The organism is Pseudoalteromonas rubra (assembly GCF_005886805.2).
Classification (GTDB): Bacteria; Pseudomonadota; Gammaproteobacteria; order Enterobacterales; family Alteromonadaceae; genus Pseudoalteromonas; species Pseudoalteromonas rubra_D.
Genome location: NZ_CP045429.1, coordinates 1,390,085 through 1,412,708 on the forward strand (window position 1 = coordinate 1,390,085; position 22,624 = coordinate 1,412,708).

The 22,624-nt window shown below is 47.2% G+C and carries 14 protein-coding genes; 10 read left to right on the forward strand and 4 right to left on the reverse strand.

Translation table 11 applies throughout. The features are described 5' to 3' along the window. Positions 1–1,473, forward strand: a complete 1,473-nt coding sequence (locus tag CWC22_RS05940) for a Y-family DNA polymerase (RefSeq protein WP_138539390.1) — start codon at positions 1–3, stop codon at positions 1,471–1,473. After that, on the forward strand, positions 1,473–4,649 hold the full coding sequence (locus tag CWC22_RS05945) for an error-prone DNA polymerase (protein WP_138539389.1): 3,177 nt from the start codon (positions 1,473–1,475) through the stop codon (positions 4,647–4,649). Before CWC22_RS05940 ends, CWC22_RS05945 begins: the two co-directional genes overlap by 1 nt. Positions 4,650–4,751: 102 nt before the next feature. Here CWC22_RS05945 and CWC22_RS05950 read toward each other — a convergent pair whose 3' ends face one another. The 3 genes from CWC22_RS05950 to CWC22_RS05960 form a co-directional block, all read right to left on the reverse strand. Further along, positions 4,752–6,089 carry a glycosyl hydrolase family 28-related protein gene (locus CWC22_RS05950; RefSeq protein ID WP_171045137.1) on the reverse strand — a complete coding sequence of 446 codons (1,338 nt, stop codon included), beginning with the start codon at positions 6,087–6,089 and terminating at the stop codon, positions 4,752–4,754. Positions 6,090–6,297: 208 nt separating this feature from the next. After that, on the reverse strand, positions 6,298–8,310 hold the full coding sequence (locus CWC22_RS05955; protein WP_138539387.1) for a methyl-accepting chemotaxis protein: 2,013 nt from the start codon (positions 8,308–8,310) through the stop codon (positions 6,298–6,300). A gap of 707 nt (positions 8,311–9,017) precedes the next feature. Then, positions 9,018–9,809: a hypothetical protein gene (locus CWC22_RS05960; protein ID WP_138539386.1), complete on the reverse strand. Its 792-nt coding sequence runs from the start codon at positions 9,807–9,809 to the stop codon at positions 9,018–9,020. 541 nt (positions 9,810–10,350) lie between these two features. On the opposite strand from CWC22_RS05960, the gene CWC22_RS05965 reads away from it, so the two are divergent. The 7 genes from CWC22_RS05965 (at position 10,351) to CWC22_RS05995 (ending at position 21,736) form a co-directional block, all read left to right on the forward strand. Then, positions 10,351–13,170, forward strand: coding sequence for a hypothetical protein (locus CWC22_RS05965; RefSeq protein ID WP_138539385.1), 2,820 nt, complete (start codon positions 10,351–10,353; stop codon positions 13,168–13,170). Between the two features lie 144 nt (positions 13,171–13,314). Continuing rightward, positions 13,315–14,181 (forward strand): hypothetical protein, encoded by an 867-nt coding sequence (locus tag CWC22_RS05970; RefSeq protein WP_138539384.1) that lies wholly within the window; start codon positions 13,315–13,317, stop codon positions 14,179–14,181. An 875-nt stretch (positions 14,182–15,056) separates the two neighbouring features. After that, positions 15,057–15,824, forward strand: coding sequence for a hypothetical protein (locus CWC22_RS05975; protein ID WP_138539382.1), 768 nt, complete (start codon positions 15,057–15,059; stop codon positions 15,822–15,824). A 58-nt stretch (positions 15,825–15,882) separates the two neighbouring features. Then, the gene (locus tag CWC22_RS05980) at positions 15,883–16,677 is read left to right on the forward strand and encodes a hypothetical protein (RefSeq protein WP_138539381.1); all 795 of its coding nucleotides are present in this window, start codon (positions 15,883–15,885) and stop codon (positions 16,675–16,677) included. Between the two features lie 46 nt (positions 16,678–16,723). After that, entirely contained in the window at positions 16,724–17,500 is a 777-nt protein-coding gene (locus CWC22_RS05985; protein ID WP_138539380.1) for a hypothetical protein, read from the forward strand. A 29-nt stretch (positions 17,501–17,529) separates the two neighbouring features. Continuing rightward, positions 17,530–20,883, forward strand: coding sequence for a cadherin-like domain-containing protein (locus CWC22_RS05990; RefSeq protein ID WP_171045136.1), 3,354 nt, complete (start codon positions 17,530–17,532; stop codon positions 20,881–20,883). 55 nt (positions 20,884–20,938) lie between these two features. Beyond that, positions 20,939–21,736, forward strand: coding sequence for a hypothetical protein (locus CWC22_RS05995; protein WP_138539378.1), 798 nt, complete (start codon positions 20,939–20,941; stop codon positions 21,734–21,736). Positions 21,737–21,748: 12 nt separating this feature from the next. Here CWC22_RS05995 and CWC22_RS06000 read toward each other — a convergent pair whose 3' ends face one another. Continuing rightward, entirely contained in the window at positions 21,749–22,075 is a 327-nt protein-coding gene (locus CWC22_RS06000; protein WP_138539377.1) for a hypothetical protein, read from the reverse strand. A gap of 130 nt (positions 22,076–22,205) precedes the next feature. Between CWC22_RS06000 and CWC22_RS06005 the strand changes: the two genes are divergently transcribed. Next, entirely contained in the window at positions 22,206–22,610 is a 405-nt protein-coding gene (locus tag CWC22_RS06005) for a hypothetical protein (RefSeq protein WP_138539376.1), read from the forward strand. Positions 22,611–22,624: the final 14 nt, after the last annotated feature.

The window sequence follows — 22,624 nt, forward strand, 5'->3', positions numbered from 1 at the left end:
ATGACTTTGTGGTTGTATTTACATTTTCCTACTATTCAGCTCGATAAGCTGAAAATTGCAGCTCAGGCGCAAACACCGGATGCTCAACAGTCCGCTGAGGTATTCGCAGCATCATCCCGGCCTTGCATTGTGGTAGGGGGGCGAGATAACACTGTGATGCAACTAGATCAGGCTGCTATGCAGCTGGGGATTTCAGAAGGTATGGGGCTGGCCGGCGCGGCAGCCCGCAGTCGCGATCTGCTTGTGCACCCGTATGATGAAGCGGATGAAAGCCGGACTATGCGTGAAATTGCCCAGTGGCTGTATTTGATCACTGCCGATATCGCCTTATTTGCACCTCAGGGGCTTTTGTTAAAAGTCAGTGGTATGTTGGCTATGTATCGCGATTTATCTCACTATCTGGCTACGCTGCGCTCACACCTCGATACTCAGTCATTCACTTACCGGTATGCTTGCGGTTACTCCCCTGAAGCTGCCAGGCTGTTGGCACAGCATCATGGTGCGTTAGTGAGTGAGGACTCATCAATGCTTGAAAGTGCTTTGCATAATCTACCTCTGATGGCTTTATCACTGCCCTCAAAGCAGCTTGAACGGTTACGGCGGGTAGGGTTTAAAACCGTGGCCGACTTGTTTGCTTTGCCTCTAGTCGAGCTGGGTAAACGTTTTGATTGCGAGTTGGTGCAGTATGTGTCGAGGTTGCGAGGAAAAGTGCCTCACCCTGTGACTTTTTATCAACCGGAGCCGGCATTTGAACGTTATCTGCCCCTGCTATATGACATAGAAAACCTTGATTGGTTAAACAAGCCGTTACTTAATCTTTTGGTACAACAGGAGCAGTTTTTACGCTTACGTAACCGCCATGCCAGACAATTAACACTGACCCTGTATCAGCGCGATGCTGAACCGCAGGTACTGGAGATAGGTCGCGCAGAAGGCACAGATCGCGCTGATCTCTGGCTGATTTTATGTGATCTCAAGTTGAGCAATGTGACACTCAATGGCCCGGTACAGGCGATAGGATTGAAAGTGACCGAGATGAGTCAGCCTGATGAGCTGATGCCTGACTTATTTACTGAGCGGCGCGGCACCATGACACCAGCCGGGTTGGTTGCGTTATTACAGGCTAAGTTAGGAGAACAGGCAGTACAGGGACTGGCTGTGTGCGATGATCTGCGCCCTGAGCTGGCAAGCGGCTATTGTACGCCATTGAGTGCACCGGGGACGCCTTTGTTGGAGAGGTCTGGCAGGCTCTCTGCCACTGATTATCTTCGGCCCGTCTTTTTATTGCCGAGTACGCAGCCTTTGCAGCATAAAGTGACTGTCCATCTTGGGCCTGAGCGGATCTGTACCGGCTGGTGGGATGCACATGGGGTCGAGCGTGATTATTTTGTTGCTCAGGATGAGCAAGGGCGTTGGTTGTGGGTATTCAGAGATCGCCAGCAGCGGTGGTTTTGCCACGGAGTTTTCAGCTGATGGCCGCGCATAAATCTCCCATGTTCACACTGCCTGCTACGCGTGCAGAGAATGAACAATCAGATCGTCAGTGTACAGGGGAGCCACCAGGAGGGACTAAGCAGCCAGGCTATGCAGAACTGTTTTGTCAAACTAACTTCTCTTTTCTGCAGGGGGCATCCCGTCCGGAAGAATTGGTGAGGCAGGCGGATTTCCTTGCCTATACTGCGCTGGCCATCACCGATGAGTGTTCGCTGGCAGGCGTTGTCAGAGCTCATACACTGATTAAAAATCAGCAACTAGATTTACAACTGATAGTAGGCAGCCTGATGCGTTTTGAAACGCTGGACCTGGTGTTATTGTGCCCGGATAAGGCAGCATACAGTGAGTTGTGTCGGGTTATCACCAATGCCCGTCGACGCGCTGAAAAAGGCCATTATCGATTAGCCGAGTGGGATTTATTGTCGTTGCGTCATTGTCTGCTTATTTGGCTTCCAGCAGGCAATGAGCAGGATGAGCAGTGGGGGACATGGCTGGCACGCCATCATGAAGGTCGCAGCTGGTTAGGCATACAGCGACATTTGGTCAATCAGGAACAGCGTTTTATTCATCATTGTGAAACGTTGGCTGAACGTTATCAATTGCCCGTCACGGCGTGTGGCGGAGTATTAATGCATCACAGTGAGCGGCTCAGGTTGCAGCATACACTGACAGCGATCCGGCTGAATCAGCCGATTGAGCAAGTTAAAGGTGCATTGCTTGCGAATGCTGAGCGGGCGCTGCGTAGCCGGGAAAAGCTGAGTAAGTTGTTTAAGGCGTCCTGGCTGGCTGAGTCGTTGCGCATTGCAAAGCGGTGTACCTTTGACTTGGAATCGTTGCGTTATCAGTATCCTGCAGAGCTGGTTCCTGAAGGCAAAACGGCTATGCAGCATTTACGTGAGTTGGTCGAGGTCGGTCAGCGGCGGCGCTTTGCGCAAGGTATCCCTGATGAAATTGCTCAGACGATAGACAAAGAGCTGGCACTGATTGAGGAGCTAGACTACCCCTATTTTTTCCTCACCATTCATGATCTGGTGTGCTTTGCGCGTAGCAAAGGGATTTTGTATCAGGGGCGGGGTTCGGCGGCCAACTCTGTGGTGTGTTATTGTCTGGAGATCACCGCGGTTGACCCCCGTCAGGTGTCGGTGTTGTTCGAACGTTTTATCAGTAAAGAACGTAATGAGCCACCAGACATAGACGTTGACTTTGAACATGAACGCCGCGAAGAGGTGATCCAGTATATTTATCACAAGTATGGCCGTAAACGTGCTGCGCTGGCTGCAACGGTGATCAGTTATCGTTTTAAAAGTGCAGTCAGAGATGTAGGTAAAGCCCTGGGGATTGAAGCAACTCAGCTTGATTACTTTATTCGCAATGTCAATCGCCGTGATCGGGGGCAAAACTGGCAGACCCAGTTAACTGAGCTGGGCTTGCAGCCAGAGTCGCTCAAAGGGCAACAATTTATTTCACTGGTCGAAGAAATCATGGGCTTTCCCCGCCATCTTTCACAGCATGTTGGGGGCTTTGTGATCTCAGCTGGCCCTTTGCATGATCTGGTCCCCATTGAAAATGCGGCCATGGCGGAGCGCACGGTTATCCAATGGGATAAGGATGACCTGGAAAGCCTCAAACTGCTTAAGGTCGATGTGCTGGCGCTGGGGATGTTGAGTGCCATTCGTAAAACGTTTTCGCTCATTGCACAGCATACCTCAAGAGAGCTGGATCTGGCTGAGTTAACCCGTATGGGCGATGACCCTCAGGTATACAAAATGCTCCAGCGTGCAGATACCGTAGGTGTATTTCAGATAGAGTCCCGAGCACAAATGAGTATGTTACCCCGGTTGAAGCCCCTGTGTTATTACGACTTGGTGATCCAGATAGCTATTGTCAGGCCTGGGCCTATCCAGGGCGACATGGTGCACCCTTTTTTGAAGCGTCGTAACGGTGAAGAAGCTATCACTTACCCTTCGGAGTCTGTGAAAGCTGTGTTATCGCGTACCATGGGAGTGCCTATCTTTCAGGAGCAGGTGATTAAACTGGCGATGGTGGCAGCCGGGTTTTCTGGTGGGGAGGCTGATCAGTTGCGTCGGGCCATGGCTTCATGGAAAAAAAGCGGCGAACTGATGCAGTTTAAAGAGAAGCTGATCAGCGGTATGCAACAGCGGGGTTATGAAGTCAGTTTTGCAGAGCGTATTTTTGAGCAGATCTGCGGCTTTGGCGAGTACGGATTTCCGGAAAGTCACTCTGCTTCATTTGCTGTGCTGGCTTATGCATCAGCCTGGCTGAAGTACTACTATCCAGCCATGTTCTATACAGCGTTGCTGAACAGTTTGCCAATGGGGTTTTACAGTGCTTCTCAGCTCATTCAGGATGCCAGACGTCATCAGGTTGAGGTGCTGCCTGTGTGCGTGAATGCCTCCGAGTATGACCACTATATTTTCCAGCAGCACAACAGGTTTGCGATCCGGCTTGGCCTGCGCCTGGTTAAAGGGTTACAGCGTAACAGTGCAGAGCAACTGCTGGCTGGTCGTCCTGACAATGGCTTTGCTGATATGCAAGCGTTACAGCGCCTTGGGTTGCCTGGTAATGCATTGGAGAGTCTGGCATCTGCCAATGCACTTAAAGTGTTACAGGGCGACCGTTATGCCGCGCGTTGGGCATTGATGGATCAGGAGCAGACGCTCCCCTTATTTGCCGAGTCTTCAGTGGCTGAGGTGTCATCGTGTGCTTTTCAGCCGGATGACATGGATGATCTGGTGGAAGACTATGCTGCATTGGGGCTTACCCTGGGAGCACATCCGGTGACTCTGCTGGATAATGCCGGAAAACTGGGGCGCTTTACTCGCATGACGGAGCTCAGTGCCTGCCGTCATAAATCCTTGGTAACAGTAGTTGGGGTGGTCACAGGAAAACAGGCACCCGGCACCGCTGGTGGCGTGACTTTCTTTACGCTGGAAGATGATACAGGGAATATTAATGTGGTGGTCTGGGCTGGTACTGCACGAGCTCAAAAGCAGGCGTATCTCAGTGCCAAATTACTGGAAGTAAAAGGAATTGTTGAAAAAGAAGGCGAGGTTATTCATGTCATTGCCGGCAGACTGATTGACCGCAGCGAGGTACTGGGCACGTTACACAGCAAATCGCGCGATTTTCATTGAGTGCATCATGCTGTGCAGAATCGGAGCTAAAAGCCAAAGGTAACCTGCAAGTTACCTTTGGTTATTTGATAGGATCTGCCCACAGGCAGCCTATACCATTAATTAATGGATGCGCTCTAACGTTACCTTACCGCTAGACAACCCTCCGCCGCCATTGTAATCCAGTTTAGCGTAAATTTTGCCACCATCGACTTTGAATTTGATACGGCCAACTCCCGAGGTGTGATGTACTTTGGCGTATTTACTTGCGCCATTCCAATTGAAAATAGCGTACTCTTCCAGCACCGGCTCATAACCATCTCGAATACCTGAGATCATCACTTTATAAGCGCTGTTGCCTGCAATCGCCATGTAAGGTGGTAATGCAACCCAGCTACTATTTGCAGGTAAGCTGATGCTGGCTGTAAGTTTACCCGGCAAATAGGTTGAACCTGAGTCTGCGCTTGCCGTCCCACCAATAGCTGGAACATGGCCTTTCACTTTGGTGTTTTTTAGCACTACATTATGACTCCACCAGTCTTGGCCAGTCATGCCGTTGACTGTGATCACACCGCCGTTATCAGCATCAATGACGGCATATGCTCGCGCATTGCTTGGGCCCCCTTGAGCAAACACGCCGTTAATATCCAATGTTCTTGAATTTTTGACCTTGAATACGGTTTTCACGCCTTCAGCATAAAAATTATCGATCTGGTTGTTCCAGGTTTTGTGTTCAGCTGGGCCATAGATCTCGACACCAACCTGGGAATTCTGAACGGTAGAGTTTGTGATATTACTGCCCATAGCGGCAAGTTTGATACCCGTGTGTGAGCCTTCAACATACACGTTGTCGAATACGTTGACATTGTTAAACCAGCCGTTTGGTTCAATATTCCAGTACGCCGGATCACTACCATTGCCATGTAAATGAATGCCGTAATTGACGTTGGCAATAAACAGGTCTTCAAAGCGGCTCCAGATCACCCATTTACCGTAAATACCATTATCAAACCCGGAAATATCCAGTTTAGAAAAATTTGAACGATAAGATGCAAAAGGGATATCAATTGCAGTGCCTTGCTTAAAGCTTGCCGTCTGCACCAGAGCCAGATCATGTACTTCTACATTGTGTGCTACTTTCAGCAGGCTGATATTGGCATTGGTAGTCAGTCGAGAGAGATTACGTTTCTCACCATACAACTTAACTCGTGAGTTGTGCGAGCCCTTTACACGCGTTACGTCCAGTGTGCTGGAAACATTAAAAGTACCAGCAGGGATGTAGATGCTTTTATTATTCTGTACTGCGTAATCTATTGCTGCCTGAATTTGTGCAGCGTCATCACGGTTATCGTTGGCAATGGCACCAAAACGTGGGTCAGTAATTGAAATCGTGTCTGCGTCCAGTGCGGCTGCGGAGGAGGAGATCAGCACAAGACCGATCAAAGAAACTTTGTAGTTCATAATTATCCTTATAATTAGATGAAAATATCCGATAAGAGCTGGGTTATTACCCATTAAGGATACTAATGAAAAGAGCAGGAAAGTGCACTGTTTTATTTTAAAAACATGCATTTATTGAGTCTGGACTTGAGAAATCAGCAAATATAGAAAATGACAGGTGCACAAAGTGTACACCTGTCATGATAAGCTTCATATTGCATGAACAGTGCTAACTTCTCAGCCTGAACTTACGCACTAACTGAGCCAGTTGCTCTGCTTGTTTATTGAGTTCCTGTGCGGACAGGGCGGCAACCTGGGTATCTTGCAAAGAACTTTGGCTGGATTGCTCGATATTTGAAATGTCTTTGGCCATTTCGCTGGCAACCACAGACTGCTCCTCAGTAGCTGTGGCAATAGCCTGGATCATAGCGGCAATTTCTGATGCACCCTGCACAATATCATCCAGCTGGGTTCCTGCGGCCTCGGCCATAGACACACTTTGATCAACCTGAGACACACTGTTTTGCATTGAACTGACAGCATGTTCTGTCTGAGACTGAATAGACTGTACGGTTGATACGACTTCTTCTGTTGCTTTTGAGGTCCGCTCTGCGAGTGTTCTGACTTCGTCGGCGACTACCGCAAAGCCGCGCCCCTGCTCACCTGCACGGGCTGCCTCAATGGCTGCGTTTAATGCAAGCAAGTTAGTCTGCTCTGCAATGCTGCCAATGACACCAATTACATTACCAATTTGACTACTCAGTTCACCCAGATGAGTCACATTTTCAGCGGTTTTCTGTACGTTTTGTGAGGCGGTTTTTATCTTGCTGACGGTTTGTCCGACGGTATCTCCACCACCAGATGCTAAAGTACGAGCCTGATCTGCATGGCTTGCAGCAACCTGACTTTGCGATGCAACTTCAGAGACGGTGGCGCTCATCTCTTCAATGGCGGTAGCAACCTGAGTTGACTGATCTGCCGAAGAGCGGCTGCGAGACGCGATTTGATCGTTGGCCTCAGCAATATCCTGACTGGAGGTACGAACATCATCGACGACTTGTGCAATAGAGTGAAGCAGTTCGTTCAAAGAGCGGGCCATTTTATTGGTGGCTTCAGCGAGCCCGTCAATTTCGTCCTGCCCTTTGTGGTCAATGTCTCTGTCGGAGATATCACCGGCACTGATCCGCTCTGCCACGCCCAGTACCTGGTTCAATCTGGAGACAATTGAATTACTGATCAGATAGGCAATGACCATGCCCAAAATAGCGGCGATCAGTGTGATCACAATGATGACAATCGACGTTGACGTGAGGCCTTCAACTAACAGCTCCAATGCCCCGGTTGCATCGTCGATTTCCTCTCGTGCAGACACATCGAGGATTTTTGCGATATCCTGAATGTGCTTTTTGTCCAGTTCGCTGAGTGTTGCGGTGGCCTGCTTAAATGCAGTGGGATCATAACTGTTAAACACCACTGTTGCTTCATCCCGGATGGCTTTATATAAGCGCTTGATGGTCGCGATGTCCTGCAGCTCGTTAGGTTTTTGCTCCAGTGGAATAAGGAGGTTTAAGTATTCTTCAAAGCTGGCTGCATCGTCGTCAAAGTCTGCCTTTGCATTTGTATTACCGGTGGTATGAGAAATGACTGCCGCTATCATATCTCCGGCTTCGTCAACCAGCTCCAGATAGTACCGAACGCCAGGGAGGTCATCATTGAGCGACTCCTGCAAATCGGTTGATTGCAATGCGTCATTAAACTCTTGTTCTTTCAATTTATCTAACAGAGTTTCTAACTGCTCTCCGGTGGAGGATTCCAGGCGATCAACACGTGCTTTAACGCGTTGGTATGCATCAGGGTCATAGCGGCCAAAAACATCTTGATTCACGCGCTGATGGTAGGTCGTAATGCTTTTGAGGATATGGGCCATTTTTTCCCGATCTGCTTGCTTAGCAGACTCGTAACGATACAATTCTGTGTGTACTTCTTTATATTTCGCGAATACGTCATTAAAAACGGATTTTTTACTCGTATCGCCATTCATATATTCGAGCGCTGCACTTTTGAGCTGATGCTCGGTATCCAGTAAGCGGCTGTAGAGGATCATACCTGGCAGATCGTCGCCTATCACTTCCTGCGCACGGGCTGTTTCAGTTGCTACCTTAAACCACACGAGCGTACTGGACATGACCATTAGTACTATAAGAACACCAAAGGCTGAGTAGAGTTTATTACTGAGTTTCATAGGATCACCAAGTTTGAAAGAGGCGTCATCCGTGACTTACTTTTCATTGTGTTATCGTTCATAATTAAAGTCGTAAATTGCATAAAGTGGCAACTTTTATATTTGGTGTAGCGTAAAATTTAGCACTGTCATGACGACCATCGATAAATGAGCCGTATATTCTTGAAACGTTCCAAAAAAGAAGAGGAACTTTGCTGTTTCTGAATGTAACTTTGCGAGAGAGCAGTGTGCTGGGCTATAGCTTGGTTTTATATTTACGCCACAATTAGAAAAGCACTATAAAAATAGTCTTAACCTATTTCCATATAGATAGTGCTTTTATTGCAGTTTTATTGATTTAAACCAATATGCTTTGAATATAAACGAGTGACTTATGAGATATTTAATATAGCTTATTAAATATTTCATATTTGAGCTTTGCTTTATCGTTAGTCTTCTTTTTGTAACAGAGGCTGCCTTTTCACGCTCTGACTTTTTGGCATAGCTAAATTGACATTATTGGCTATATTCTATCGAGCATCCCATAACACTGCTTTCACTGAACCTTCATTCTGCGATACTTTTCAGCAGACAGTATTATAGTGCTATCGGTCGTATAAAGTTATGTCAGAACGACACCCTTAAAACAGGGTGGTAAGTGTAGTGCCTGCCTAATATTCAATGCCGGAGTAACCACCTAAATGAGGCAGTTACTTATCAACATGATGTTAAGGCTTGATTTGGCAGGGCGCTGGGCCACATAACGGTGTGGTTGCGGGTTGTATTTCATATTCATATGCATACTGAATATAGTTTCTGTCATGAATGTTTGTGCACTGTCCGGTTTCAGCGGTTAGGAAGGATTCATTGGCCGTTCTCTGGCCTAATTGGACAGTAAAAAAGCGCCCATCATTAATCTTTTCATTGAAATAAACTCTGTCCTGAACTGCATTTATCCTTTTGGGTCCGGTGCAACCATTTATGCGGTAATAGTAAGTAAAATCCTGTTTATGAAATGCTCTACGAGGGTATACGGTTTTTATATTCTGGCTAAATTCATCAGGCATGATCATGACAGCCAGGTCTTCCCATTGCTGACCTTCTTCTAACTTTAAGATACGGCCCAGTTTGGTAACGCCATCACCTTTATACAAATATAACACCGAATCATCACTGTATTTTTGTTGCACACGAAGTGAGTGGATGCGTTCAATGCCGGGGCTATCCTGGCAATCGCCTGCACCTGTAATGGTAACCGACTTTTGTTGTTCAAAGGCATTAACCAGCAAAGCATAGCTGGCTTTGCCACTGGCTGTATTCAACGATAAAGTCCAGTGTTGTTGGTATTCACTTGCAACACAGGCTGCGGGTGTTCTTGATTGAGCTGGGCTGGCCAGCTCTATCCGTACGATATCATCCTGGACCGTCAGAGAGTCTATTTGGCTACTGGCATGACACATTGGACTGGCACACAGTATCGCAAAGGTAAATACACGTGCCTGAGACGCAGAGTTAAACATGTGAGAAGTTCCGTATCTATTTTATTTTTGGGGATTTTACATTGCTTTTCAGAGACCGAAAAGCGAAAATAGGTACTAACTAAAATAAAAACACAAATATTCATGCCCATTAAAATCTGCTTGTTTATGATAATTAGCCTGATATGTCTCGGGAAAGTGTTTGCAGAGCCAATAAACTCAGCACCTCGTGCTTTTTTAGGTGAAGTAAAAATCGTAAATGATGTGGTGTATTTTCAGGCTCTTCTGCCTGATATCGCCTCAGTCGGTTGTGCTAACACGGGGGCGCCATTTCATTGGGCGTTCTCTTTGAGTTCTGCGGAAGGTCCTTCTTTGTATCGGGCTATATTAGCAGCTCAATCCGGTAATGTTCAGCTGGCCGTCACTCCCGCAGGGGACTGTGCAGCCGCATCTGGGGTCGCGCGCCCTGCAGCCATCACACTATTAAAACCCAAACAATAACCAGACGACTCAGCGGCAATGTTTGAGTCAGCATGAAGGAAATAGCCGTATGTACGGCATATAAACTAATATCAGGGACATTATGAAACTCTCACCCGTTTTATTACTGATGGCAGTGCTTTGTCACATGCCGGTTTATGCATCATTACTTTCGCTATCGAGCTATGACTTGCTCGATAGCCGCCCTGAAGTGCCCGCAAGAACACCAAATGCTCGTCAGGAGTGGGATGATTACCTGCTGACGCTTAAGCACTTAGAAAATGGTGAACGGGTGTTAACCTGGCATCCCCAGGCTGGTCAGACGATGTATAAAGTGGCATACAAAACCTCTGGTGGGGCCTGGACAGAGAAACTCACCACAGATACTCAGTTCGCGATTGATGCCTCGTTGTCGGGTGCGGTGGAATTTAAAGTAACCGGGTGCGAAAGCGAATTGCTGTGCCGTGACTATGGCAATGAACTCAGTACGATATTAGATGTACACAATAATAGCTTTCTTTATCTGCCACAGTATGTACCGGGTAATACCGCTTTTCGTGTTTCTTATACTCAAGTTGCTGATGCCACGCGTTATACCTTGCAGCGCAGCAAAAGTGACAATGAATTTAAAGACATAGCAAACCGGGCACACCGAGCGGGTTTTGCACAGGGACATTACGATGAAACCGTGCTGGCTGCAGGGCGTTATTGCTATCGACTAGTGACTCACAGCGCAACACAAGCTGTACGGATATCTACGCCAGCATGTACCGAAATTGACATGAGAGCGATGCGAGCGCCGGAACATTTTGTTGCGCAAGCCCAGGCGCAGGGTATCTATAAACTGAGCTGGCCTGACGTTGAGCGCGCCGACTACTATCGCCTTGAACGGGAGTCGTTAACTCTGGTTACATCAGAATCTGGGTCACAAGTAACTGAGCCTGCAATGATACCAGCGGACTCAGCGACACGCTTTGCACGCAGCGCGCGAATGGTCCAAGCAACACCGACAGCGCCCACAGAAAAACGTACCTACCTTAAATCCTGGCAACTAGTCGGAGATGATAAAAATACCGACAAAACTCAGGTTCATACCCTGGATACTTTTGAGCTTGCTGGCGCACAAAATTATCGTTTATCAGCGTGTGATAAGCACGCTCAATGTTCACCACCCAAGGCACTGTCTTATACTGTGCCGGTAGCCCATATGGTAAAAGGGCTGCCCGAGTCAGCGACAGCTCAAGCGCTTGATCAGAACACGGTAAAACTAAGCTGGACCGACGTGCCTGGCGCTGACACCTACACGGTGACCATGTCGCGTAAAGGTGCTTACTGGCAGTCTCGTTATACCGGGATCACCGACACCAGCTTTACTCAGGAAATTTATTTGGCCGGAGACTACCGATTTGAAATTCAGGCATGTCTGGATTCCGGGTTTTGCGGTCAGACAAGTCAGGTCGGCACTGAGCTGCGTTTTTCATTGGGCTCAAACTCAAGTATGACACCCTCTGTGTTGGTTGTGCCTGAGCGGGTAAATCCGGGGGCCGCGTTTGAGATCAAATGGGCAGCGCCCCGCAGTGGTGAAGTGGCCCACTACGAAGTACAGGGCGAATTACAAAGTACGCTGATCAAGGGGGCTTTCGAACAAGGTCCTGATGGCTACTACGCTTTTCGTCGCCCGGCGCTGCCTCATGGCAGAAAGTACTGTTACAAAGTGCGCGCCTGGTTCACCACAGGAGAAGCGGGGGCTTATACCCCGACCCAATGTGTTGCCGTTGGCGAAACGGTATTTGATGAAGTAGACAACTTTCAGATAAATCACGTTTCTCGCTATGACTTTAATGTCAGTTGGAAAGCAAAGCCGGGTGCTAGTGCCTACCTGCTTGAGCTGCAAACGCGTACTGATGATGGCAAAATTCGCTGGCAGCCAGTCTATTATGGCAAGCAAACGCGAGTAATGCAGCAACTTGGGCCGTATCATTTGCATCATTATAACCGCCTCGGGCATTTGGCCATGCGTGTATCAGCGTGTAACAGTGAACGCGTGTGTGGTAACCATATGCGCGCTTACCTGCGTAATATTTCCACCGCTGCGTTTTTAAATCCGGTCTATTTACCACACAAAACGCCGGCCTGTATTTCAGTGCCTCAGCAGATTGAGTCTGGTGAGCCACTCAGTGTGAATTGGTGTGAAACACAACACAGTGGTGTTGCAAAATATGAATTGCTGGGGGAGTTACAGAATGTGATCCTGACCGTGACGGCGGATACTGCACGGCGTGATATGCATCAGTTAATGACCACGACCCGAAACAACTTAGAAGCTGGCAGGGAATATTGTTATAAAGCCCGAGCTGTCTATCAGGATGGCAGTGTCAGTGGCTTTACCGATAAGGTGTGCACCCAGGTTGGGCCCTTGGAGTATCCGGCTCCGACGGACTTTTCAGTCAAAGCGCTCACTGAGAAAAATCACTTTGAGCTCAGCTGGAAAATAGTCTCTGGGGCTTCTTCCTATCTTATGGAGCGGCAAACTCGCCTGGGTGTCTGGCAAACAGTGCCTTGTCAGCTGAGGAAAGTCGCGTTTGGTTGGCTCGCTTGTACCGTACAATTGGGTGCAACTCCAAAAGTACCTGAACTAGACAAAGTCGTTTACCGAATTGCAGCCTGTGGCCGTAATGAAAAGTGTGGCAACTTTACGCGTTTAGCTTTTAACCCAAACCCTGCGCCTGTTATGTACCGTGATTCACTGGGCAACTTATATCAGGCTGAGCAAGCTGTGGGCATAGGTGCGATTGCATATTATAAGCGGGTGAAAGGGCCACAAGGCTGGTATTGGCAGGCGTTGACTTTGGTACAATGGCAGCAGCTTGCGTTACAGGTGTTTAAATTATCGCCGCCTGTTTTAGAAGTGCACAAACAGTAAGTCCAAGCAGTTTGGTAACTGGCTTAATGAGTAAGTGCTTTTGCATCGTATGATGTACTACTGACAACTAATAATGAAAAATGGATCTGAAATGAAATACGTAATTTGCGCTGTAAAGTGTAGTAGATTGTTTAAGGAGGCTTCATGAGCAAGTCGTTTGCCACGAACTATAACTGGCTCGCTTTGAGTTCACTACTTAGTTTTGGTATTTGTGCAGCAGAGCAACAAGAGGTGTCTTTTACGCTGCAATGGAGCAGCGTTGAGGGAGCCACTCACTATTTACTTGAAGAAGGGAGTCGTGATGGAGCCTGGCAAAGTGTCCATAATGAGCCTATTGCAGCGCAAAAGTCAGTAATTAGAAAAAACAGCCATGGTCTTTATATTTATCGAGTCAGCGGATGTATCTCAGATAGCAGCAATACGATACATTGTGGGAATGATGTCGCAGAGTTTAGTGATCCTCTGATCATTGATTCAACTCAATCCGGAGTGTTTAAACTGTCACTGAATGCACAGGGCAGTGTACTTAGCTGGACTGAATTGCCTACCAGCCGGTTTTACCAGCTAGAAACAACACCCTGTGCTTCAGGGTGTACTGACACCGAACAGCTCACATGGCAGGCAGTATCATTGTCCAGTAATGCAGCCCGTTATGATGTTTCTGCACAAAAAATGGCTGCGTTATATAGAGTCAGGGCGTGTTTTAGCGACACTGTTTGCAGCGAGTGGAGTAACAACTTACTTTACGACCCTAATGCACAAACACTCTCTTATGAGGTGAATCGTCTCTTTATAAATGGCTATAAAGTACTGTTCCGCCTGGCTGGAGACAGCTGTAAGACTACCGAGAATGGCATGTATTGGTATGTAGATTATGGTAAGTCGGATGGGGCGGTTAAGTATAATCTATTAAAAGCAGCTCAGGCCGGCAAGCGCCGAATATTTGTTAAAGTACCGTCTTGTTTGCCTGGGAAATATCAAGAAGTTATAGATGTGTATCAGGACTACTAATCCAGGTCGTATTTTAACTAGCAAGGAGAGCGTGTAGTTTTTCGTTACCTAATTACGCGCGACTACCTGGCAAAGTAATGAGCTTGTAGTCGAGGTGGACCGTTTATTGAGTGATAATAATTATATTGGGTAAATATGGTTATTCGTAGACGGTCTGCCAATCACTGCTAGAAATGGTTAATGCCTACGTTTTAAAAAAGCTCCTGTGAGTTGTGCGATTTGAGTAAACGGTCAGATGTAATTTTTGCTATGTTTGGTGTTTATTCGCACCATATGTTCTTTCATGCCACTGGCCGTTTACAAATATCGTTCAGACTGTATTATTAATCACGATATCAATACCTTCAGATGCGCAGGAATTTGCTCTATTGCAGACAGTCTGCTCCGTGCCACGCTTGCACAAGCAGCTATCATATCAATTTAATTCCTGTTCAATTTGAAGGCGCAAAGATAACGCGAGCGGCGTTAAAAACTTCTTATTTAGAACGACTAAATAGCAAGATTCTAGCCTTGTTATTGACCTTATTTTCTCGCCTTACAATAGAGCACTTGATTAAGCAAATTGATATAAGTTGGCGTATCTAAGTCAAGCTTCATCATTGAAAACACTAAGACCTGCACAGCCGAAAATATAAGCGAAATAAAGTCATCAGAGTCAGACGGGGTTCAATCACCAGCCTGGAGAAGTGATGCGCTTTTTCTTTCGGAGTCTGCTTTTGGTAACTGATCACACAATGCCAAATTAGTTCAATGAGTTAGGAAACAACACTCATTAATTGCCTTAAATCCCAATTAAGGTACAATCTGCCCAAATAAAAAGTTCGGTTAAACGAACAAGCCAATAAGCTCATTCTCCTGGAAAAAAGGACTTTACAATGAACCTCAAATTACTCGCTGTTGTGGCGGCGATAGTGCCGGGGGCGGTTTGCGCTGCCTCTGCGGTTAAACAACTGGATGTCTTGGGTAATGCTGTTACTTTTACGCTTGAGCAGCCTAAATCACACGCCATTCCTGCCTGTGTGAGCGCCGATAACCTACAAAAATGGGCAATAAACTTAAACTCCCTGCAAGGTCAGGCGATGTACAGCCTGCTCGTTACAGCGGTATCGAAAGAACACTTGGTGAATGTCACCCCGGCTAATCGTTGCGAAGTGATTGCCGATATCGAACAGGCGGGTTCATTATCACTAAAAACTAACCCTGCTCAGGGCGGCGTTGGGGTTTCTCTATACAAAGGGGATGGAGTGACTAAGCTGGGAGCGGTTACCAATACGTCAAACGGCATACAATATGTGCCATCAGAAGGCGTCACTTGGATACAGCACTATGGGCCATCAACACTGAATATTGTGTTATATACGGATGCACAATGCGCTGGACAAGGTTACATCTATCATGCACCAAGCCCCAGTCCACACCTATTACTGCCTAAAAATCGGTTCTATACCAAATCAGACTCTAAATCCGAAAACCTATTGAGTAAAAATGGCAACGTCCCTGTCTATCAGTATGTTGCATATGCAGAGGAAGGCAAAAGGTGCCAGAAAACTCAAAATACGGCCAATCAGTATGACGCGCGTTATACCAAGCTTTTGGATGCTGAACATCCACTGTGTGGCATGCATGCCTGTGTCATTCGGTAGTGGCTGAGTAGCGCAACAATAACAACAACGAAACAACATTCTAATATTCGGAATAATAATGAAAAAATCGGCTATAACAGCCTTACTTTATCTGCTTAGCACTTCGGCTATGGCGGGCTCTGCGATTAAGCAACTCGATGTGTCGGGTGATGTCGTCACTTTTATGCTGGAGCAGTCGAAATCACACGCCATTCCTGCCTGTGTGAGCACCGATAACCTACAAAAATGGGCGATAAACTTAAACTCCCTGCAAGGTCAGGCGATGTACAGCCTGCTGGTTACAGCGGTATCGAAAGAACACTTGGTGAATGTCACCCCGGCTAATCGTTGTGAGTCGGTTGCGGATATTGAACAGGCCGAGGCTATTTCGCTGATAACCAAAACGGTCGGTGCAGCAGACAGCGGCATTTTACTCTATAAAGGCGATGGCAGGACCGTGCTGGGTAAAATTATGTCAACAAGTGCTTATGGAAATCACATTTACAGCCAGGATACCTATTCGTTTGCACCGGTTGGTGGAGCAACTCGCCTTGAAACTGTGACGTTTTATCGTGTGCCGGATATTTATTATGCAAATTCACAGTGCCAGGGAGAAGCGTATATCAACAGGAATGTTGCACCGGATCAGCCCTTTTACAGTAATAAACTTGATCTTTATTATCACACACCAGTCAACCCTACTGACCAGGATTACATCAAGATACATGGAGATGCTGAGGTATATAAGCTCAATGATAATACTGCAGAGTGCACGGCCATCGGGAGTCAGGCCAAGCAGTGGACTAGCAGTATGCTGAGGTTAGTTCCAATGGAACACCCTCTTTGCGGTATCAAAGGCTGCATTATTAAATAAGCATCTATTAAAACGATAAACTAATTAATCAGCACTCGGAATAACAATGAAACAACTAGTTGTAACTGCGTCATTTTGCCTGCTTAGCAGTACGGCTATGGCGGCTTCTCAGATCTCTCAGCTCAATGTAAGCGGCGATGTGGCGATATTCACATTGGAGGCGCCCAAAACACACACAGTGCCTGGTTGCGTGACGGCAGAGAACCAGAATAAATGGGCGGTTAGCCTGAGCTCGCTGCAAGGACAGGCGCTTTATAGCTTATTGGTAACAGCAGTGTCGAAAGATAAGCTGGTTTCGGTGCAATCGGCGCAGCGATGTGAGTCGGTTGCCGATGTCGAGCAGGTGCAGGGCCTGACGTTGAGTAAGGATGATCGAAGAGGTGATTCAACAGGAGCCTGGTTATACAAAGGAGATGGGATCACTAAAATCGCAAAAGTAGTCTCATACTCGGACCGTGGAGGCTACACGTATCTCCCGCTGGAAGGCACTCAAAGTATTAAACACTATGCTCCCTCAATTACATCATCTATCCATGATTTAATTTTTCTGGATGCAGAATGTAAAGGCGAATTTTTTAAAATAAATTATGGTCGCCCGGTTTTGGCCTTTTATGAGTATTTTGATGCCTATTTTACCTTTGCTGATTCGTCAATAAAAGAACATCGTCTTTGGGAGTATGGTAATGCGCCAGTATATCACTATATGGGTGAGCAGCAGGGTTGCGTAAAACAGAACTACACAGCGAATCAGGAAAGCCGTGCCATCAAACTCGAAAAAACAGAACACCCTTTATGCGGCAAAGCACCTTGCTGGATTAAATAACAAGAATATAAGGCTTATTAGGGATGAACGTGATCAGAATAGCGCTCAGCATATTCATTATTAGTATGTGTCTGTTGGCAACGCCTGTGTTGTCCGCGGGACTGGACTTTCCCACACATATGCAATTTATGCTCAAAAATCTGCGAGATAATGCGCAGGCCAATACACCTCCTGTGATCACCGAAGACCATATTACACTTGATGAAGATCAGGGCTCGGTGCTGGATTTACTCAGTAATGATCTTGACCCGGATCAAGACCCGCTCAGGATAGTGTCTGTCTCAGCAAAGTATGGCCAGGTGACCCTGATGCCAGACGGTCAGGTAAAGTATGAGCCACCGGCCAACTTTTCCGGGCTGGATGAAATTACCTACCTGCTTTACGATGGTCGCTCGAATCCGGTGAGGGGCCTGGCAAAAATCACGGTAAACTCGGTGAATGATGCGCCCGTGGCCAACGACGATGCAGTGACCCTGATAGCCAATACTCAAGCCGTTATTAATGTACTAGAGAATGACAGTGACATTGATGGTAATGTGTTAACCATTACTCAGGTAACCGCACAGTATGGCACTGTGCAGGTCAAAAACGGAGCTATCGAATATCGGCCCTATACGGAATATGATGGTAGCGACGTGATCAACTACACCATTCAGGATGCCGCTAACGCCTCAGCCAGCGCTAAAGTTCTGGTGACTGTATTAAAAGAAAACAAAACGGCACCGGTGATCACCGGGCAAAAGCCGCTGACAATGGACGAAGACACCAGCTTTGTGCTTGATATCAATCAGATTAACTATCTTGATGCCGATTCACTTGCAACAGATATAACTTTTGAAGTAGCTGGTGGGCAGCACTATACGTTAGATGGGTTTACACTCACACCGGCACAGCACTTTAACGGGGAGCTAAGTGTTCCCGTTGCGCTATTTGATGGTAAGCATCGCTCACAAGAGTACCAACTTAAAATTGTGGTGAATGAAGTCAATGACCATCCCGAAGCCGGACAAATAATCTGGGAGTCGGTTAAAGACGAGAAGTTTGCCTTGTATATGCGCGGCATGATGCACGACCCGGACTTTAATTATTGGCCGCTGGGCAGAGATGACCCAAGACTTGAGCAATACACATTTATTTTCTCTAAAAATGCCCGCAGAGAAGACCATGGCGGCTGGACTAACGCCGGTGGTCGTTTTGTTCAGGTGCCCGGCGCTCGCAGTGATTTATATGAATACACACCGCCTGCCAACTTTGTCGGTCGCGATTACGTGTTTTTCTTTGTTTATGATGAACAAGGTGCACCATCCGGTCGTGGTGACATTGCCATTGATATTAAAAATGACAAAGGGGCACCTGTGATTATCCGTCACCTTGATATTGCGACGGTGAGAGAGGACACCCCATTTAGCCTGTCTGTGCATGACCTATATATTCGCTACAAAGGGTCACATAGCCGCAACAGCGAACTGACCCTGGAAGTGCTCGATATGCCGGGCTTTTATTCGGTTGATCAGGCAACGGGCCAGATCACCATAGATCCCTTGTATGAAGAACCGATACTGAATGTGATGGTGCAAGTCACCGACGGCACGACCACATCTAACAAACACAGAGTAGCGGTGCCGCTGCAAGCCGTCAACGAAGCTCCGCAGGTATCCGATCTGGATATCAGTATTAACGGCTTACCAGACGGCGAGATTGATTTCAGAACCCAGCTGATGGTTGACCCTGAGGCGAATAAAACCCCAGGTTTGTTAGACAGGTTTAGCTATCAGTTTGTGACCGCGACAGGCAGTGCAAACAATCAAACCAATTATGGCCAGTTGGTCAGAGTACCGGGCAAACCGCATGGTGTGTTCCGTTACGTTCCGGGCACCTCATTTTATGGTGACACTTTTGCGTTTTGGGTAACAGACGAGCAAGGTCTGCAATCGAATCAGGGCACGGTTGTGATCCGTGCTGCAAAGCCTGCAGTGCCCAACAAGCCGGTTGCGCAAAGTAACGGCAGTCAAGTCACGGTGAACTGGGCTGAGGTAGGTGGTGCGTCTTACTATATCGTCAGTAAAGCAAGCTACAGCACTGAAGTATCAGTCACTGAGCACCGGGTTACGAGTAACCAGTTTGAGTCTGCAGATGATGAAAACGCGTATTCCCAGTATCAGGTTAAAGCGTGCAATGATGCCGGGTGTTCGGAGTTTTCTGACTGGTCTTTGCCATCCAGAACTTTGGTTACCACGCCGGTTGCCTCTTTGCTTCGCAAGAATGAAATCGAAGTAAACTGGCACAGTGCACCATCGGTCCAGTTTGATGTGCAAATTAAATACAATGATAACGCGTGGACTGTGCCGGGGCGCTATGTCAGCACTGACAATCACATATCCTGGTCGAGTCTGGAGTCAGGCAACAGGCGTTACCGGGTACGTGGTTGCGATGATAATCTGACCAACTGTACAGAATGGTCAGCCGAGTCAAACACGGTGAATATTCCAGTCTGGATCCACAAAGTGAGTGGAGAGGGCAGTACGACCACGCTCGAATGGGGTCCGGTGCCGGGCACCAGTTATTACGACATTTCCATTAAATACAACAGCGATGATTGGACGGTACCCGGGCGCTTTACTGCGCCAGGTGGTAATGAGGCGAGTAATAATCAACTAACCTGGAGCAATCTGGATGGGGGCATGCGCGCTTATAAAATTCGTTCTTGTGTTGGAGAAGTGGGCAATGCGGTCTGCTCTGACTGGTCATCACCGACAGGGGGTTATACAACACCTGAAATACCCGCAGATACGCCCGCGCTCAAGGTATCATCTGAGACGCTTACATTCCTGGATAAAGCTGAAAGCATCGACTGGCACTTTGTCAGTGAGCCGAGTCAGAGCTTTATCACAACCTTGTTTGTTTTACCTCCAAATGCACTTGAGATGATTGCGTTGAGTAGTCGTGAGCGAAATCAATCGGGCACTTACAGGTATCGTTTTGCGCAGCCAGGCATTTACCGCTTCTTCGCGCAGGCATGTGGTCTGGTTGCGGGTGTGAATGTGTGTAGCGAACGCTGGGAGACCGAGCACAGGGTAGAAGTAATTAATCAGCGCTTTACTGTTGAACATACTGGCACGCACCTGAGGTGGTCGAAGTTAACGGGCGTAAAACAGGTTGTGATTGAAAGCGCACTCTGTGGCCTCAGATGTGATGTGACATCAGCAACCTGGAAGCCTGTGGAGACGCTGACCAATGGTGAACTGAGTCTGGCAGTGACAGAGCCGAAAGGGACCGCATATCGTGTTAAAGCGTGCTTCAATGATGGTTCCTGTACGTCCTGGACGATTGTCAGAGACAAAGCTGAGAAGCTCAAGGCGCCTAAACTTTACAGAGCGAATTGACTGAACAGGCTGCGGTGCTGAACCGCGGCCTTTACTAACAAAGGTTTGAATAACGATGACGAAGAAAAAACTGACTATTTTAATGAGTGTAGCGCTGTCGCTGACAAGTGCAACCACTTTGGCTCAGGCCCCGGCGAAAGTAACGTCACTGAATGTACAGGGTACCACAGCAACGTTTACCCTGAATGCTGAGAAAACCCATACTTTACCTGCCTGTATCAATGGCGATACACGTCAACTTTGGTCTCTGGATATTACTTCTATTCAGGGGCGTGCACTGTATAGCCTGTTGCTGACGGCGGTGTCTAAATCCCAGCTGGTTGTCGCACAGTCGGCCAACAACTGTGATGTTCTGGCGGGTATTGAGCAAGTTGCCGGACTCAATGTGTCATTCAATGATGCGCAGCCTGCTGGTAGCAGCACAGTGGCGCTTTATAAAGGAGATGGGGTGACCAAAGTTGGAGATGTCATCACTGTGGAGAGTGGTTATGTGATGTATCACGATAAAGCCAACAATTGGTATGCACATTTTGCCCGGAGAAACTCTAACTCGCCTGTGTATTATCTGGATGCGCAATGCCAGGGGCAGCCTTACGGGATTTCAAGTACTTGGAGTGACAACCATAACAAGGGCCCCACCTACTCAACAATATTAAATGCGTTTTTGCTCGCTTCCCCATCCTGGGAGACGAGCAATCGGCTTAATATATATGGTGGTAATAAAGTGTATGCACATCTTGAGGATGGCAGCTGTGTTGAGAATGGCGTGTCTTATGAAAAGGATGCTAGTTACACTAAGCTGTCAGAAACAACGCACCCGATGTGCGGAGATAAACCATGCGTTATTAAATAACGCACGTTTATATTAGTTAACTGACACAGCAGCCAGTTTCTCAATGCCACTTTCAGCTATACATTGTTCGGTACTGGTTAAATAAACTGGTGTTTGGCTGTCAAAAGCACCAAGCAACAGGCTGTATAAGTTATTACTGCCATGGTCATTTAGTGAAATGGCCCAGCTATCTTTGTTATTTGCATCAACACAAGAAGGCGTGTTGGTTGCTTTCTGTGGCTGAGTCTTAAATGTGACCAGATTATTAATTACCTGAAACTCGGTGATTAAATAAGCCTGGCTGTTAGCAAAACTAAATGTGCTGGCGAATGCCAGTGGTAATAAAAAAAGATTTTTCATAGGGCACCTCAAACTGTTTTTCTGATCCTAACGGGTTTTAGGTATGGTCGTCTACGGTTTGAGGGACAAAAAGACAATAATAGTTAATCGGCGATGTATCGCTGGTATTTAAATTTATAGGATTATTATAATGAAAAAAGGGCTCATGCGTTTTGGCTTGATGGCGTTACTCGGGGTTGCTTTCACGGGTCATGCAAGTACCACACAGGAGTGTAATGGTGCCTATGTTGATACCATTGCTATCGAGGGTACTCGGGTTGATATACCCGGGTTAAGCAAAACTTTGCTGATCAGCTTTAAAGATGCCAGTGGTAATTTGATGACCTGTGGCATGGGATCGGGGCGATATGTCTACCTCAAAGCCCGCGAAAACCCTGAAGTATTTGATGCCATGCTGTCGGTTGCTTTTATGGCGCGTGCAAACAACCTACCGGTCCGTTATATGGTGTTGGCAGACAGGGCAATTGCTTCTGCCAGGGAATTGTCGTTCCTACAGTTGCAAAGTGATGTTCCTGGTTTCTACGATACTAAGTAACAGAGGCTGCTGTT

Coding starts and splice junctions, on each gene's coding strand:
- CWC22_RS05940 (WP_138539390.1), top strand. CDS start 1: ATGACTTTGTGGTTGTATTTACATTTTCCTACTATTCAGCTCGATAAG.
- CWC22_RS05945 (WP_138539389.1), top strand. CDS start 1,473: ATGGCCGCGCATAAATCTCCCATGTTCACACTGCCTGCTACGCGTGCA.
- CWC22_RS05950 (WP_171045137.1), bottom strand. CDS start 6,089: ATGAACTACAAAGTTTCTTTGATCGGTCTTGTGCTGATCTCCTCCTCC.
- CWC22_RS05955 (WP_138539387.1), bottom strand. CDS start 8,310: ATGAAACTCAGTAATAAACTCTACTCAGCCTTTGGTGTTCTTATAGTA.
- CWC22_RS05960 (WP_138539386.1), bottom strand. CDS start 9,809: ATGTTTAACTCTGCGTCTCAGGCACGTGTATTTACCTTTGCGATACTG.
- CWC22_RS05965 (WP_138539385.1), top strand. CDS start 10,351: ATGAAACTCTCACCCGTTTTATTACTGATGGCAGTGCTTTGTCACATG.
- CWC22_RS05970 (WP_138539384.1), top strand. CDS start 13,315: ATGAGCAAGTCGTTTGCCACGAACTATAACTGGCTCGCTTTGAGTTCA.
- CWC22_RS05975 (WP_138539382.1), top strand. CDS start 15,057: ATGAACCTCAAATTACTCGCTGTTGTGGCGGCGATAGTGCCGGGGGCG.
- CWC22_RS05980 (WP_138539381.1), top strand. CDS start 15,883: ATGAAAAAATCGGCTATAACAGCCTTACTTTATCTGCTTAGCACTTCG.
- CWC22_RS05985 (WP_138539380.1), top strand. CDS start 16,724: ATGAAACAACTAGTTGTAACTGCGTCATTTTGCCTGCTTAGCAGTACG.
- CWC22_RS05995 (WP_138539378.1), top strand. CDS start 20,939: ATGACGAAGAAAAAACTGACTATTTTAATGAGTGTAGCGCTGTCGCTG.
- CWC22_RS06000 (WP_138539377.1), bottom strand. CDS start 22,075: ATGAAAAATCTTTTTTTATTACCACTGGCATTCGCCAGCACATTTAGT.
- CWC22_RS06005 (WP_138539376.1), top strand. CDS start 22,206: ATGAAAAAAGGGCTCATGCGTTTTGGCTTGATGGCGTTACTCGGGGTT.